This is a genomic window from uncultured Bacteroides sp., from assembly GCF_910578895.1.
GTDB lineage: Bacteria > Bacteroidota > Bacteroidia > Bacteroidales > Bacteroidaceae > Bacteroides.
The window spans coordinates 53,982-70,413 of sequence record NZ_CAJTSC010000014.1; the positions used below are offsets into that span (position 1 = coordinate 53,982).

Annotated in this window: 9 protein-coding genes and 1 tRNA gene; all 10 read right to left on the reverse strand. The window is 45.8% G+C overall.

Annotated features, from left to right (window positions below; all coding sequences use genetic code 11):
• Positions 1–12: 12 nt before the first annotated feature.
• On the reverse strand, positions 13–1,554 hold the full coding sequence (locus tag QZ327_RS05485) for a hypothetical protein (protein WP_294617789.1): 1,542 nt from the start codon (positions 1,552–1,554) through the stop codon (positions 13–15).
• Between the two features lie 28 nt (positions 1,555–1,582).
• The gene (locus QZ327_RS05490; RefSeq protein ID WP_294617791.1) at positions 1,583–2,191 is read right to left on the reverse strand and encodes a fasciclin domain-containing protein; all 609 of its coding nucleotides are present in this window, start codon (positions 2,189–2,191) and stop codon (positions 1,583–1,585) included.
• A 12-nt stretch (positions 2,192–2,203) separates the two neighbouring features.
• Entirely contained in the window at positions 2,204–3,664 is a 1,461-nt protein-coding gene (locus QZ327_RS05495; protein ID WP_294617792.1) for a RagB/SusD family nutrient uptake outer membrane protein, read from the reverse strand.
• Between the two features lie 13 nt (positions 3,665–3,677).
• Positions 3,678–6,821 (reverse strand): TonB-dependent receptor, encoded by a 3,144-nt coding sequence (locus tag QZ327_RS05500; protein WP_294617794.1) that lies wholly within the window; start codon positions 6,819–6,821, stop codon positions 3,678–3,680.
• Between the two features lie 188 nt (positions 6,822–7,009).
• Positions 7,010–10,876, reverse strand: coding sequence for a hybrid sensor histidine kinase/response regulator transcription factor (locus QZ327_RS05505; RefSeq protein WP_294617795.1), 3,867 nt, complete (start codon positions 10,874–10,876; stop codon positions 7,010–7,012).
• A gap of 264 nt (positions 10,877–11,140) precedes the next feature.
• Positions 11,141–11,222 (reverse strand) — tRNA-Leu (locus QZ327_RS05510).
• Between the two features lie 81 nt (positions 11,223–11,303).
• Positions 11,304–12,356 (reverse strand): S41 family peptidase, encoded by a 1,053-nt coding sequence (locus QZ327_RS05515; protein WP_294617798.1) that lies wholly within the window; start codon positions 12,354–12,356, stop codon positions 11,304–11,306.
• An 84-nt stretch (positions 12,357–12,440) separates the two neighbouring features.
• Positions 12,441–13,322 (reverse strand): DUF3316 domain-containing protein, encoded by an 882-nt coding sequence (locus tag QZ327_RS05520; RefSeq protein ID WP_294617806.1) that lies wholly within the window; start codon positions 13,320–13,322, stop codon positions 12,441–12,443.
• Positions 13,303–16,047 carry a DNA gyrase/topoisomerase IV subunit A gene (locus tag QZ327_RS05525; protein WP_294617808.1) on the reverse strand — a complete coding sequence of 915 codons (2,745 nt, stop codon included), beginning with the start codon at positions 16,045–16,047 and terminating at the stop codon, positions 13,303–13,305. Before QZ327_RS05525 ends, QZ327_RS05520 begins: the two co-directional genes overlap by 20 nt.
• A gap of 121 nt (positions 16,048–16,168) precedes the next feature.
• Positions 16,169–16,432, reverse strand: a 264-nt coding sequence (locus QZ327_RS05530) for a hypothetical protein (protein WP_294617800.1), incomplete at its 5' end; no start/stop codon positions are given.

A 16,432-nucleotide genomic window follows, 5' to 3' on the forward strand; every position in this document is an offset into this window, starting at 1 on the left:
TTATACATCTGCTTATTGATTCACGTTTGTATCAAGCAATTTTATCTCTAAAGTTATGAGCAGGTCAACTGGATACTGTCCTATTTGTTCTGATTTTATTACTCTCATCGCTCCTTTTCGTAAACCAGCCGACGATTGTGCATCTGTTTGGAATATGATAACTTCTTTCTCTTGTAGTTTTAATATGTTGTCTGCTTGTATTCCCGATTGCCAACTTGAAGATATTGAAGAGGTGGTTGCATTCTCAAAATCAAAGTTTTGTGTTCTTGAGAACATAGTTTTATTTCGCTCTGACATATTCGCTAATGTTTTCCCATTTGACCCCTTGTACTCATTATATTTATTACCAGATTTAACTTCCATGGAATAAAAACGAAGCTCACTACTGCCCCCAAAAGCATAAAATGTAAAATCTGCGATTCTATTTTTTTCAAGGACCTCATCAACGCTATGTGTTTTCAAATCGTTACAAGAAATAATTGAATATACATCTGGATAATTAGCATGGGGGGCGTTTGCATAACGTGAAGCAGCTACAAGTAATTTAGTATATGTCATATCCACATACGTCTTAATTGTTTTTTCAGCATTCTTATTTTCTCTTCCATCAGAAACTACAACTCTAAGCTGGCTTGTTGCTTCAGAAAGTGTTACTTCAAGGGGACCCTCCCAAGATGTTTCACCTTGCATTTCTATATTTTTAAGCAGTTGTTCTTCATTAGTACCTTCTTTGGTATAAATAGATATATTTCTAATACCGCGCACTGAATTTACGTTGATTGGAATATAAGTAGTCTGCCCGCTTTTAGCTCCGTTGATAATTTCTTGTAACTCCAGTATCTCCGGTCCTGGGATAGCACGATAGGTTACCGGGAGAGTAGCAATCGTAATATAGCCGTAAGAATCTTCAGCTTTTACTTTCAATCCTTTATCTCCATCTTTATAGTTAATCTGCTGATTAAATGTGTATTCTTTCTCTCCATTCAATTCCTCGACAAACATTTCTTGCTGAGTATCACCGGAAGCCAAAGTAATTGTTATACTTTTCAACCCGCCTTCGGAAGTAACCTTGAATGAGGTTGGAGGGATTACGCTCAAATTATCGTCCATTTCGTCATAGATAATCTCTTCCGGATCGAAAGTAATTGTCGGACGTTCTACTACGTCGGTTACGTTAAAAATAATGTTGCCTGTAGTAACATGATTTAGCTTATCTGTTGCTTCTATAATAAATGCTTGATAATTGGCACCATATTCTAATTCTTCTGACAGGCTGTAGGAATTGGGATTGAAAAAATCAGTCACTGTTTTATAATCCACTGTTCCTTCTGCCGTCTGTATTTTCATAGATATATTCTTCAGTCCGGCTTCCGACCTGATAACCGCTACTACAGGTAAATGGTCTACATTATTCAAATCTATATTTATTTCTTCCATCGGAAGGTTAATGGCAGGTACAGCGGCATTGGGATCAATGTTCTCGCTATCTTCTCCGCAGGCCGTAAATCCCAAGCAAAGCCCGAGCATTAACAAGGTATATAATTTACGAATCATAACATATACGTTTTTAAGTTGGTACTATTTATCTCTGGTAATAACAATATTGTTCGAAAACATGAATCACACCGTTCGTCGGCATAATATTACTTGCCTTGGATTTGCGGCGAGGAGAGTTACCGTTACTACCCGTTTCGTTTATCAGTATTTTGCCCATACTGGATTGATACGGATTTTTCCAGACACATATCGTCATCAATCCTTGTTCTCCTTTCAGCATTGTTAATACGAACATCGGTTCTACCGGTAGCTGGCCGTAGGAACTATATTCACCATCCACAATGTGGTAAAGGAGAATGTCTTTTAGTTTCTCCTTATCACATTCTGTGATGGCTGTTGCTCCTGAAAATTTCTCTTTTAACAATGATTGCATGGCTACATTATTCAAAGCCAAATAAGTATATAAACTTTGTGTCTGTGTGTAATATTCTTGCATACCGACATATTCGATGGCGGCAATCAGTTCCGAGAATTGGCCTTTGTTTTCCTGTAGATATTCCCATGCAGTCATGTTTATATGTGGGTCATCTACTGAAGGTTTGTAGTCATAGTCTTTTTGCAACTCCAGGTCACATCCGGACAATGCGATGATTGTCCAGCAGAAGAGTAGTGTGTTATATATTATCTTTTTCATCTTTCCAATCTTTTATTTATTGCCATAATATGAATTCTGAACTAACTTAGGATTTTCTATCAGGTGGGAATAGTGAATCGGAAAAAGCTCATTTCCATCTTCACTTAATCCATTGATAGGTTGCATAACCTCTTTCCATTTGCCTGTACGAACCAAATCGAACCACCGACGTCCCTCGCCTACCAGTTCTACCTGACGCTCACGGAGGATATAATCAATCAACTCATTTTCTGAGGCAAACTCATAAGCGAGGCGAGTACTTAAACCTGCCCGGTCGCGTACTCGTTTTACCAAAGCCAATGCATCTTCCCATTTTCCCTGGCGAACGCGTGCCTCTGCCTGAAGCAAGAGCATATCCGTATAGCGGTAGACAGGGTAAGCTACTTCACAAGTATTATTTAAAGAGCTGCTGATGTCGCCGGACATATACTTGCGTAGCTCATTTCCTTCCTGATAGTATTTCACTGTGTAGTCTTTACGTCTGTCTCCCTGCATATCTTCTTCATCAAACAGGGTCATAAATCTGTCGGACAGTACTGCTGCACGGATACCGCTACCACAAAAATATCTATACATAAAGCTGTAGCCCTGTGTGCCTACTTCGTCCATATCAAAATGAATTAGAAAAATAAGCTCTTTGGAGTTGTATTCGTCATTTTCCGGCGTATCATCCGAAGGTTTGTTGTTTAACTCTTCGGTAAACATCGTGTGCCATTTTTCAATATCAGGCTCAAGATCAAGAAAACGTTTGCCACCTAATTTTATAGTAGCCATTTTATCAATCACCTGATCTGCCAGGCTATAATTTCCTGCCCACATGTAGGCATCTGCCAAGATAGCCCAAACACCACAGATAGAGATACGTTTGCGCTCATAATTCTTATTGCGGTTAATCAGTCCTTCCGCTTTCTTCAAGTCTGGAATAATCACATTTTCCAGAATGTAGTTTTTATCCGTACGCTCTTTGTAGATAGCTTCGGAATAATTCTCGGTCGGTTCCGTGAACAAAGGAACATCTCCCCAAACGCGGATGGCATAAAAATAGGCCAAGGCTCGTAATGCATAAGCTTGTCCGAGGTAGTCGTTACGATCGGAGACATCCGGCATACTTATTCCGGGTATATACTTGATAGCAAGATTAGTCTGATTAATGACTTGATACAAGGACGTCCATTTGGTACATTTGTCATCGGTAGACATCAGGTTGTTGATTACACGTGCCTGGTCTGCCATTGCCGGTGCTCCTTGGGCTACATTATCCGAACGAAATTCTCCCCAATAGAAATAGTTCTCACGCAAAGCTGTACGTAGCAATCCATAGATTTCGTTTACTCCGGCTTTGGCATCGCGAGCGGTTTTCCACATTTCGCCTGCCGGAATCTCGCTGACCGGTTCTTCATTTAAAAAATCGGAACAGCTATTCAATGATAGAGCCAAACAAATAGCTCCTGCAAAATATTTTATCTTATTCATACAATGTATTTTATTAAAAGTTAGCAGAAAAACCGATACCATACTCTCTCTTCCTTGGATAACGGTAAGTGTCTTTACCAATTTGTAAGGGATTACGTGTGGAGAACTCCGGATCAAATCCTGAGTAGTTGGTCCATGTCAAAGCATTGTTTACAAAAGCGTACACGTTTATATTTTTCAACATCAGTTTCTTTATCCAGCTCTCAGGGAGGTCGTAGGCTATTCGCACATTCTGCAAACGGATGAAGGAAGCATCTTCCAGATAGAATGAATTACCCATACGGGCGTTGTTGTAATCGTCATTGTATGGACGCGGATAGATAGCCTGGTCACCGGGATGCAGCCATATATTATGAATAACCTCAGGAGATGGTGTCGTTCCGGTATACTTGAACATGTTACGATTATGTTCTGCTGAGTTATAAATCTGTCCACCCAGCGAATAATAGAAGCCTAAATATAAACTTAAGTTTTTCCAACTTACGGTTGTATTCAAACCACCGGTCACGTCGGGCATGGCATTACCGATTACCATACGGTCATTGTCATCAATCACACCGTCACGAGTTCCTTCCGGTTCTTCCCAGTTATAATCTCCCCCACGGAATGCTTTACCATTCGGCAGTTTCTTCTGACTGACTTCACCTGTATATTCCTTACCATTCAACAAGTATTTATATTGGAATACTCCATCTTCAAACACAGGAGTCAATTGTTCCCATTTATTAGTAAAAGCATTCGATTCGTCATAAGCAAATACACCGGCACTTTTAAATCCATAAAAATCACCGACACGTCCACCTTCCTGCATCCACCAGATATCCCCTTCCATGTATGCTTTCCCTTCAGACAACTTCTCTATGCGATTGATATTCTTGGAAATATTGAAAGAAGCGTTCCATTTCCAGTCTTTAGTACGGATAATATCACCTGTGACTGCAATTTCATAACCGCGATTACTCATCTCGCCCACGTTGGTCTTCATAGATGCGAAGCCGGATTCTTTCGGCAACTGGTAATTTGCCAATAGACCATCGGTATATTTGTCATAGTAATCGGCAGTAATAATCAGGCGGCTATTCCATAAGTTCAAGTCCAAACCGAGATTGAACTGCTTGGTTTCTTCCCACTTCAAATTGCCTTTACCGATACGGGTAGGGGTAACGCCACCCACTCCATCATAAATAGAATGGGGAGAATAAGAATAAATATAGTCGTAATTTCCAATGGCTTCGTTACCTGTTATACCGTAACTTGCACGAATCTTACCATCATTCAGGATGTTCTTGGCGAACTTCATAAACTTCTCGTCCGAGAAACGCCATCCTGCTGATACGGAGGGGAAATTTCCCCATTTGTTTTCTTTAGCAAAACGGGAAGAGCCGTCGCGACGTATGTTGGCTGTAAATAGATACTTACCTTTATAATCGTAAGTAGCACGTGCAAAGATGGAAGCGATGGCATGATTGGTTAATGTGGAACCAGTAGCAGATAAATCCAAATTTGCGGCAAATGCGTTCATGGTATATATAAAGTCTGTAGACGAATTTATTCCTACGAAAGTTTCATTTTCAGAACGCCATTGCTGTGCACTGAAACCTGCCATGATATTGATATTATGACCTTTTATTTTCCGGGAATAGGTGATGAAATCCTCGTTCATCCAGTTCCAGTTCAGGTAATTATAAGCATATCCTTTGTTTTTTCTCTGCCATTCGTCAGTGATAATACTCGGCTCCATCTTTTTGCGTTTGTCCAGATAGAAATTGGCATTGATGTTGGCTCTGAACTTCAGATACTTATTTAATTTTACTTCAAAATATTGAAAGAAATTTGCTCTATACGAATCTGTAAAGTCTGTTGTATAGTTAATCTGTGCAATAGGGTTCTTTTGTCCGTTGAATACTCCTACTAAAGAACCGTCGGGATAGTAGGTGTTGAAATACGGACGGCGGGTCAATACAGAATTTAGTAACTGTCCTTCGTCCAAACCTTTCTTTTGAGAATAAGTCAACGATATCCGGCTACCCATGGTTAACCATTTGGTCGCCGTATAGTCTGCGTTGATACGGGTGCTCAATCTTTGAAAACCGGTGTTGTTGATGATACCTTTTTCATTGTAGTAGCCTGTATTGATAAAGTATTTCAGGGTTTTAGTACCACCCCCTACGCTGATGTCCACCTGATCCTTCTGCGCAGTGTTTGCAATCATATCCAGATAATCGTTGTCGGTATTAAAGAAGCAGTTCAGTGGGTCGTCTAGGATTTCGATGCTTTCATTCGGATTAGCTCCTGCTATATCATATGTTTCAAAATACTCTTTACGATATTGATCGTACAACAAGCGTTCGGAACGGTTTGCTTGCGCAATTTTGTGGGATAAAGTACCCCAGGAATGGTTGTATTTCAGATCAATGCGAGGTTTGCCTTCCTGACCACTTTTGGTCGTAATGATGATAACCCCATTAGCAGAACGAGAACCATAAATAGCAGCCGATGCGGCATCTTTAAGAACCTCCATGGATACGATGTCGTTCGTGTTGATGGCATCGATGTTTTCCAAGGGTACTCCGTCTACAATGTAAAGGGGAGTGACACCTTCGGCAGAGAAGGTGGAAGTTCCGCGAATCTTGATGGAGGAGGACTCGCCGGGCTGTCCCGAACCGGATATGACCTGTACACCGGCAGTGGTTCCTTGCAAAACTTCAAAGACATTGGTTGCCATTTTCTTTTCGATGGCTTCACTCGAAATGGAAGTGATGGCACCCGTTACATCACGTTTTTTCATCGTTCCGTAACCCACTACTACTACTTCGTCCAGTAGCTTTGAGTTCTCCGAGAGAGTGACTTTCAGTGGACTGCTTTTTGCCGCCACCTCTTTGGTGGTGAATCCGATGAATGAGATTGTCAGGGTAGCTCCTTTTTTGGATACTGTCAGAGAGAAGTTGCCGTCCAAGTCGGTGACAACGCCGTTAGAACCGCCTTTTTCCATTACAGTGGCTCCGGGTAGGGGAAAGTTGGTTTCGTCCACTACAGTTCCCTTTACTGTAAATCCGTTTTGGGCATTCAGTTGAGTAGTGAATCCGACACTACATAAAAGAAACAAAAGAAGCGGATAGAGCCATCGCTCTTTTGTCTTGTCTGATAAGTTTTTCATAACATATAAGAATTTGAATAGTTAATCGATGTCGCAAATTTATAGGATTAAATACTCAAATAACCTATCTATATGTACGTTTTATTATGTCTAAAAGTACAGATGATGATATGGGTGCTGAATGGTATATGCTTGAATATCAGTGTTATGTTTGTTTGTGAATGTGCCGGACGTTTGCTCTCTTGGAATTAGGACTGTTGTTCTGCCGAATTTTTTCTGTATTGTGACGGGGATGTACCGAATAACTCTTTAAAACATTTATTGAAATATTGCGGGTTACCGAAGTTCAGATTATAGGCAATGTCTGTAATATTCATTTCGGGAGCGTCCAATAACAGGCGGGCGGCTTTTTTCAAACGCTGGTTCATGATAAAATTGTTGGGCGTATTTCCGGTGATGCCCTTTATCTTTTGGAACAGGACCGTGCGTCCGCATCCCATTTCACGTGCAAACATTTCCACGCTGAAATCCGGATTGTCCAAGTTGGTCTCGGTTATTTGAACCGCACGCTCGATAAACTGTTTGTCGAGGGCGCTAGTCGCTATCTTTTCGGCTTTCACTTCCGGTTGTCGGGCATATTTCTGTTGCAATATCTGGCGGGTATTGATGAGGTTATTACATTGCATCACTAAGCGCCGTACGTTGAAGGGTTTTACGATGTAGCTGTCAGCACCAATCCGCAGCCCGTCCATCTCATGTTCGGGAGTGCCTAATGCCGTCAGCAATATGACCGGGATGTGGCAGGTCTCGATATTGTTCTTGATTTTCATGCACAGTTCGGTACCCGGCATTTTGGGCATCATGATGTCGGATACCACCAAATCCGGTTGCAAAGTCCGAACTTTCTCGTACGCTTCTTCTCCATCTTCCGCTGTGTATACCGTATATAGAGGAGAAAACACTTCCTGCAAGATATTTCTGATTTCCTCATTGTCGTCCACTATCAGCAACTTGCCGTCTGCCGCTTTGTTACTACTGCCGGAAGATTGCAACTCGCTGACGATTGCATCTTTCTCTTCCGGGTGATAGATGTATTCCTTGGGCTGTTCCGGTTCGGTACAAAGGGTGGAGACGGGGAAATGTGAATTGCTTTTCTTTAAGGTGACTTTAAAGACTGCTCCTTGGTTGAGCTGGCTCTTTACGGTGATTTCTCCTTGATGAGCTTTTATGATTCCCTGGCTGAGAGCCAGGCCTATCCCGGTGCCCTCCTTGCCGATGTTCTCGATCTGATAGAAACGTTCGAAGATTTTTTCGCAGTTTTCTTCGGATATGCCACTTCCGTTGTCGGATACGGAGAATGAGCAACTGTCGGTTTCATCTGTTAAATTGAGGGTGATTTTTCCGCCATCTTCCGTATGTTTGAATGCGTTCGATAGTAGGTTGTTGATTACTTTTTGCAATTGAAAGCGGTCGCCCCATATCAGACACCGGGTACAATCGGAATCCAACGAAAAGGTGATATTCCGATTCACGGATAGTTCTTTGAATAGGATGTGCTGCTCTTTCAACAGGGCATACAGGTCGAACTCAAAGACTTTCAGCTGGAGTTTTCCCTGTTCCTGTTTCCTGAAATCAAGCAATTCCGTAAGCAGTAGTTTCAGGTTGGCGGCGTTCTTATGTATGTTGAGTAGCTTTGAATAGGTATATGATGATAATTTCCCTGAACTGAGAAGCAATTCCACTTGCCCGATTATCAGAGTGATAGGCGTCCTGATTTCATGGGATATGTTGGTAAAGAAGCGCAACTTCGACTGGTTCATCTCCTCGAGATGCTGCTTCTCGCGCAGTTCGAAACTTAATGAAGTCTTCAAGTACAGGCGTATCTTGTACTCGCGTATCACGATGAACAGGATAGCCAAGACAATACATATATATAAGGTATAGGCCCACCAGGTGGCATAGAACGGCGGGACAATGATCACCTGCAATGCGCGTGTCACTTCCGGATATTCTTTCATGCAGATTTCAAACGTATAGTTGCCGGGGGGGATATTGGTGTACGTGGCGGTATTGCCGATATGGCTTGCATGCCATTCTTCATCGTATCCTTTCAGGCGGTAGAGTATCTCTCCACCGCCTGTATGAAGATAGTTGTCAGTAGAGAAAACGATTGAAAAGACATTCTGCGAATGATTCAACTTGATTTTATCCGTATATGTGAAGGAATTTTTCAAGATATCGGTCGGGGTACCATTGGTGACTTCTTTGTTGTCCACGTATAAATCCGTCAACAGCACATTGTATATTCTTCGGGGATATTGCAGATAATCTTCTTGCATGATTGCCATACCCGTATTTCCACCCATATAGATATTTCCATCGGAAGCGATAAGAATTGCTTTATGGTTGATAAGTGGTAGTGGAAAACCTGCCTTGGAACTGAAGTTCATAATATTTCCGTCTGTTTTCGATAAAACAGATAATCCGTGTCCGGTTCCTATCAGCAAATTTCCGGAAGGGGTACTGCTTATCGCCCGGATGTTTCCGCCTGAAAACATTTCCGGATTGGTATGCAGCAAAAAAGCGGATGCTTTTTCATTCAACAAAAATAAACCGTTCCCATGGGTGCCCAACCAAATATTTCCATCTCTATCTTCGAACAGGACATTTACCAGTTCCTTTGCGGAATGGACGGAATATTTAAAATGTATCTTGTAGACTTTGATTTTTTTCGACACTATTGAATAGCTTGCACAACCGTTATCGGTGGCGAACCACAATCTGCCTTTCGAATCGAACAATAACATATTATAGTTATGGGTAAACAGGTTTTTCTCTTTGAACAGGATATCGCTCTTTAAGGTAGCTTTGTCTAAACAAACGACCGCATCGGTGGTACCGATATACAATTTTTCTGAGGTATCGGCTAATGAGAATGTCGCAACTCCGGCCTCTATTGGCAAAGGTATGACAGACAAATCCTGGCTGGCAGGATAAAAACGGTTAATCTTGTTCGAGAAATCCGCTGCAATCCATAAACAATCGCGATATTTGTCATAGACAATATCTTTCAGATAGTCCGAACTGAAACGGGTTCCGGTCTGGAAGTTGAAATGTTTTATTTTTTTCCTATCAGGATGATACAGATTTAAGCCGCCGCCCTCTGTACATATCCATATATTCCCTTGGGAATCTTCAGTCATGTTGCCTACTACGGAAAAGGAAAGTTCGTTGCGGGCAGCACGATAAAAGTCGAAATGTTGATGCTCCGGCAGGAAATAGCTTACTCCTCCCCAATATGTCCCGACCCATACAATTCCTTGGCTGTCTGTATATAGGGATGTGACAGATGATTTGATCATGGTACCGATGTGGTCGGCCTCTTCCTGGAAAAGCAGCATGTTTCCGGTGCTTACTTCTATTTTTGCCAAACCGCTTCTGTAGCCTACCCAAATATTTCCCTCAAAATCCTGGCATAAGGCTCTTGCCATATCATTTCTCGGATGATATTGGTGGATAACCTGCCCTTGTGGGGAAAGACAGAATATGCCGTCTTCTTGGGTGCCAATCCAGATATTCTGGTCATAGCCTAAAAGGAATTTCATCACCATCACATCCTGTAGTACTTGGAGGACGGTGCCTTGGTTGTCTATACAAATCACTCCTCCGCCTTCTCGGGCAAGATATAAGTTCCCGTTGGAATCTTCAAGCATATCGAAATTAGTCAAAGGTAACTCCAGGTTGGAATGGACTCTTTTTAATTGATTCGTCTTTTGTTGATATTGATAAATATGGTCCCCTTCCGCAATCCATATCCCATGTTTTCCCTTTGCCAATGCAGTGGGGGAGGTGATCGGTAGCAGGTGATATTGCTCTGTGCTAAGATTGAAGGCAAAGACTCCTGTAGAAGTCAGCAGATAGAGAAAACTTTCACTTTCAACCATCTGGGTTACATAAAGATTGCCAAAACTGATTGAATCATTGTGGAAATGATTGAAGACCTTAATTCGGTTGCCGTCATAACAGTTCAGTCCGTCCAAGGTCGCAATCCACATACGCGATTTTTCGTCTTGGCAGATAGTGCTTATGGTTACTTGGGATAATCCGTCATTCACCCCTAAAGACTTGTATTCATACTTTTTTGCGGATACGGACTGAATTGAGAAGAAGAGGATTCCTATGATAATATGATGTATTGGATTACGCATATTGTGTAAAATGACCGTGTTAAACAGGATGACGGTACAAATATACTATTTCTTATGCTGTCGCAGTGGATAATAGTATCTATTTCCCATAGCTCCATAAAAAAATCACCTTTGCTACAAACTTGTAACAAGGGTGATTCTTCAGTTGTTTGCCTTTTATAAAGTAATCTGTGCGGGTGATAGGACTCGAACCTACACGCCTCGCGGCACCAGATCCTAAGTCTGGCGCGGCTGCCAATTACGCCACACCCGCATGGTGATTTCCCGTTAAGCGATGCAAAGATAGGAAGTTTTCCCGGTTCTGCAAGCAAAAGCGTGAAGAAAGTTGCTCATTTCACTCCGGCGCCCACTCGCCTTTCAGGAAAGCCCGGGCTTTTTCGATGATGGTGTCCACATGTTTCGCTTCATCCGCCTTGTCCATATCGACTTTGATGTCGGGGTCTATTCCCCATTCTATCTGCTCCATGCCGGCGCTGAGGTGCGGGCTGGCAGAGAAACGCACCGTCCACCCGTTGGGCAGTTCGGACGTGAAAGGCATGCCGGAGCCGCCGCCGGTTTTGTCGCCCATGATGGTGACGTTGGGCAGGCAACTCATCTGGTTGACGAAGTCGTTGGTGGCGCTGTACGAACGGCGGTTCGTCAGGACCACCACCTTCTTTTGCCAGCGTATGCTGTTGCTGGGTTCCAGTTCGATGGGGTAGGGTTGGGAGAAGTCGTTATGCCCCTTGCCGGTCTTGTGGCAGATGTATCCCGTCAGCACCTTTTCGTTGGTGAAGCGTGCGGCGATGCGTTCGGAGTTGGTCACGTTGCCGCCGCCGTTGCTGCGCACGTCGATGATAAGTCCGTTGCAAGGGGCAAGGTAGGAGAGTATCTCGTCCAGATTTCCGTCGCCTATGCCCGAAGCGAAACTCTCGTAGCGCATGTATCCGATGTTGTCTTCGAATATCTTGTATTTGATGCCTGCGGCGGTGCGGTAGTCGGTGCTGGCTTTGCCCAGGTAGAAATCTTCCACGATGTCTTCGCGGAAGTTGCGCGGATAGTCCTGATACCACGCGTCGTAGTAGGACACGTTGTGGGCGGAAGCCAGGTTCACGTGCCCGTCCTGCAGTTCGTTCAGCATGTCTCCCAACACCTCGAACAGCCCTTCGCTGCTCATAGAGCCGGTGATTAGCTTGCCGTACTTGGTGCGGACGGCATCCCAGTCTATCTGTTTGTACTCCAGGAAGCAGTACTGCTCGTCGATAATCCTCCACAGCGCTTCGAAGTTTCCCTGCGGGGAATTGACGGTGTCTTCTTCGCGGATGCAGCCTGCCAGCAGAGGAAGCACGGCAATCAGCACCGTTGTCTTCCAAAGAAAGCTTGTTGTATGTTGTAGAAATCTTGCCATCTTACCGTTTGCCATTTGTCATCTTACCATTCACCATTTGTCACCTTACCGTTCGCTGTTTGTCACCTTGTCATTCGTTGTTTGTCACCTTATCATTTTCCCGTCGCTTTTTCTCTTTATCAGATACAATTCCTTGACGAAGCCCACCATGAACACGTGCGAGTAGGTGTGTGTCTTTATATCGTTGACGCTCGATTGTTGCGCGTCCCATACGTAGGCAAGGCGCATCCGGGCGCGGCGACACAGCATGAAGTCTGCCGTGAGCATCTGCCGCAGCGAGGGCTGGTTGTGCAACGAGGTAAACTTCACCACGCCGCTGCTGTTTCCCAAGGAGAAGATTTCGTAGTACGACTGCCCGTAGTGGGGCGAGAACATCACGCCCATCAGCGGCAGGTTGACCTGGTAGCGCAAGGTGAGCGGGCGGCGCCCGATGCGCAGATTCCAAATCGCCATGCCCGATGCGTCCAGGTTGATGTAGGCGCGTGCCGATGCCGGGTTGTTGGTGTTGCGCAGGTTGTAGGCAAAGCCGCCGTTCAGGTCGGCAAGTCCGCCGGCAAGCAGCTTGAAGTTGCCCGTGACGGGGAAGTGGTAGTGCAGCCCGTAGTTCCAGTTTGCCAGTGCGGAGAAGGTATGGTTGTTGTCCGCCCTGTTGCGGGTATAGCCCAAATCCGCCTGGAAGAAACTCTGCAGGGACAGCCTGCCGTCCATCCATTTGGTCATGCGCATGCTCTCGCGCGAGACGCGGAAGTCTATTCCGGTATATTCCTGCGGCGACAGGTAAGTGTCGAATACATTCGTAACGCCTACGCCGTACATGGTGGCTCGGGTCACGAGGCGGCTCCGTTCCAACCCCTCCGCTTCGGCAGGAAGCTGTGCCTTCAGCGTGCCGCCGCACAACAGCAGCAGCACCGCCATGCAGCATGCCACCGCCACGGACAGCGGCGCGTCATACCCTCTTTTCTCCATTGCTGCCATTGTCGTCGTCATTGTTTCCGTTGCTGCCGTCATTTCCGGCGAACAGTTTCATCTGCCCTGTCAGTTCGTCCAATATGTCGCTTTCGCTCTTCCCGTGGTCGGGGTCCAGTATCTCTGCCTCTTCCGCCACATTGCTCTCGGCGGCTTGCGCGGCTTCCCGCCGGCGGGTAGGCTCCAGTTCGTTGATGGTGTCCAGCGCATAGGTGGTCAGCCGCTTGCCTTTGGCTTTGAAGCCTTTCACGCCGATGAACTCGTCCGCATCCACCACCAGCGGTTCGCGGAATTTGTCGTGCCCGCCGAATATGACTTCCAGACGGGGATAATATTCGTCCGTCAACAGTATGAGGCGGTTGTCCTTGTTCTCGCCCAGGTAGTTCTGCTTGCGGCTACTCGTTTCGAAGCAGAAACGCTTGATATACGGGTAGCCTTGCTGGTCGGCATCATACAGGACGGCGGTCCATACCTTGTTCGGGTCGTACTTCTCCATCACCCGTATGTTGGCTTCGTAGTGGTTGTTCACATCGAAATTGCTGGTGTAGAACTCGCCGTTGTTCAATACCACCAATATCTGCTCGTCGCTCTGGAACTCGCCCAGATACTCTCCGCGACCGTCATAGTTGAGCCGCAGCACATCCTGGTCGAACCACACCTTCCGCCCGCCCAGCGTTGAGCCGCCGCGCTGTTTCAGGGCTATCTTGTGAACCGGGTTGCGGGTCAGTATGTTGCCCATCGCCTGGCGTCCTTTGATGTTTATTTGGCTGAAATCCTCTTCGAAGATGATGCGCCGTATGCGCGGGTTGGGTTTGAGCGTCACTTTGATGATTTCCGCCTCGCCGTTGGGATTGGCCGTGAAATATACGATGCGTGAGTCGGGCGTGCCCTGTGTGACGTCGTATTCACGGTCGCGCACCACGGAAGTCACGGCAAAACGCTTGATGTAATGCGTGCCTTCCTTTCCGTCGCGGTAGACGATGTTGTAGATGGTACGCTTGTCGTTCTTCTTGAACACGTTGGCATAGAGTATGTTCTTGCCTACGAACTTCTTGTCCGTCACCGGGGTGATGATGTAGCGTCCGTCGCGGAAGAAGATGATGACATCGTCAAGGTCCGAGCAGCTGGCTATGAACTCGTCCTTCTTCAGGCTCGTGCCGATGAAGCCCTCTTCGCGGTTGATGTATAGCTTCTCGTTGGCTTCCACCACTTTGGTGGAGTCGATGGTGTCGAAGTTGCGCAGTTCCGTGCGGCGCGGGAAGCCCTTGCCGTATTTCTCTTTCAGCATGCGGAACCACTCCACCGTATACTCCACGATGTTTGCCAGGTGTCGGTCTATCTCCTCGATATCCGCTTTCATGCGGGCAATCAGCTCTTCCGCCTTGTCGGAGTTGAACTTGAGGATACGCGCCATCTTTATTTCCATCAGCCTGAGGATGTCCTCTTTGGTCACCTCGCGGATAAATGTGGGATAATAGGGCGTCAGGCGTTCGTCAATGTGCTCGCAGGCGGCGTCCATGTTCTTTGCCTGTTCAAACTCCTTGTCCTTGTAGATGCGCTCTTCGATGAATATTTTCTCCAGCGAGGAGAAGTGCAGGCTTTCCAGTATCTCGTTCTTGCGTATCTCCAGCTCCCGGCGCAACAATGCCAGCGTGTTGTCCACCGACTTTTTCAGGACATCGCTTACGGCAAGGAAGTGCGGTTTCTGCTCGTCGATGACACAACAGTTGGGCGATATGCTCACCTCGCAGTCCGTAAAGGCATACAGCGCGTCAATCGTCTTGTCCGATGATACGCCGGGAGCGAGGTGCACCAGTATCTCTACGTTTCCGGAAGTAAGGTCCTCTACCTTCTTTATCTTGATTTTCCCCTTTTCGCTGGCTTTGACGATGGAGTCGCATACGCTTGCCACCGTCTTTCCGTAGGGTATCTCCCTGACGACAAGTGTCTTGTTGTCCACCTTCTCGATTTTGGCGCGTACCCGTACGGCGCCGCCGCGCTCACCGTCGTTGTATTTCGACACGTCGATGTTGCCGCCCGTCTGGAAGTCGGGATAGAGCTTGAACTCTTCGTTGTGCAGGTATTTTACGGATGCGTCGCAAAGTTCGTTGAAGTTGTGCGGCAGTATTTTGGAAGAGAGACCCACGGCGATGCCTTCCACTCCTTGCGCCAGCAGCAGGGGGAATTTGACGGGAAGCGTCACCGGCTCCTTGTTTCGTCCATCGTACGACAGTTTCCACTCTGTCGTTTTAGGATTGAACACCACATCGAGCGCAAATTTGGAGAGACGTGCTTCGATATAACGGGGGGCGGCTGCGCTGTCTCCCGTAAGAATGTTGCCCCAGTTTCCCTGGCAGTCGATAAGCATATCCTTCTGCCCGAGCTGCACCAGTGCGTCGCCGATGCTGGCATCGCCGTGAGGGTGGAACTGCATGGTATGCCCCACGATGTTTGCCACTTTGTTGTAGCGTCCGTCTTCCATGCGGCGCATGGAGTGCAGTATACGCCGTTGCACGGGCTTCAATCCGTCCATGATGTGGGGCACGGCACGTTCCAGGATTACATACGAGGCATAATCCAGGAACCAGTTCTGATACATGCCGCTCAGCTGGTGCTTGATGCTTACATCGTTGGTGTCCGCAGGTTTATAGTCCGAATGCCCTTCGCTCCCTGCCGGGAGTTCTTTGTCCAAATCGTCTTTCGGTCCTTCAAAGTCTTCGCTCATATTTAGTTTGCTCGGGAATTGTCTGTTCATGAATAGCTGCCGGTCGGGCAGTTGCAGGCAAAAATACGAATTTTCTTCCATTAAAGAAAAACTATGCGGGAGTTTTTCGCGGCTCTTTCATTTAGGGGGGGAGTCGGAGGAATGGGAATTGGAAGGAGTTGCCGCCCTTCGGGCATTCCTTTTGAAGAAAGATTAAGAGCCTGTTTGAATTTTCTTCAAAAAGTTTTTCTTCAACTTCTTCCCAAGCCTCTTTCCGGTCTGTTCCCCTCTTTCTATTCGTCACATAGCCTGCTATGCTCCTCATAAAAACTGAAAAACATCCTCGAAAAGAACGCTCAAAATAATGCTGAACAAAATTTAAACAGACTCTAAACAGGCTCTTCAT

What these genes read in the sequence shown, in the direction of transcription:
- QZ327_RS05490 (WP_294617791.1), bottom strand. Translation starts at nt 2,191, where the DNA reads ATGAAAAAGATAATATATAACACACTACTCTTCTGCTGGACAATCATC.
- QZ327_RS05515 (WP_294617798.1), bottom strand. Translation starts at nt 12,356, where the DNA reads ATGGCAAGATTTCTACAACATACAACAAGCTTTCTTTGGAAGACAACG.
- QZ327_RS05525 (WP_294617808.1), bottom strand. Translation starts at nt 16,047, where the DNA reads ATGAGCGAAGACTTTGAAGGACCGAAAGACGATTTGGACAAAGAACTC.
- QZ327_RS05520 (WP_294617806.1), bottom strand. Translation starts at nt 13,322, where the DNA reads ATGGAGAAAAGAGGGTATGACGCGCCGCTGTCCGTGGCGGTGGCATGC.
- QZ327_RS05485 (WP_294617789.1), bottom strand. Translation starts at nt 1,554, where the DNA reads ATGATTCGTAAATTATATACCTTGTTAATGCTCGGGCTTTGCTTGGGA.
- QZ327_RS05500 (WP_294617794.1), bottom strand. Translation starts at nt 6,821, where the DNA reads ATGAAAAACTTATCAGACAAGACAAAAGAGCGATGGCTCTATCCGCTT.
- QZ327_RS05495 (WP_294617792.1), bottom strand. Translation starts at nt 3,664, where the DNA reads ATGAATAAGATAAAATATTTTGCAGGAGCTATTTGTTTGGCTCTATCA.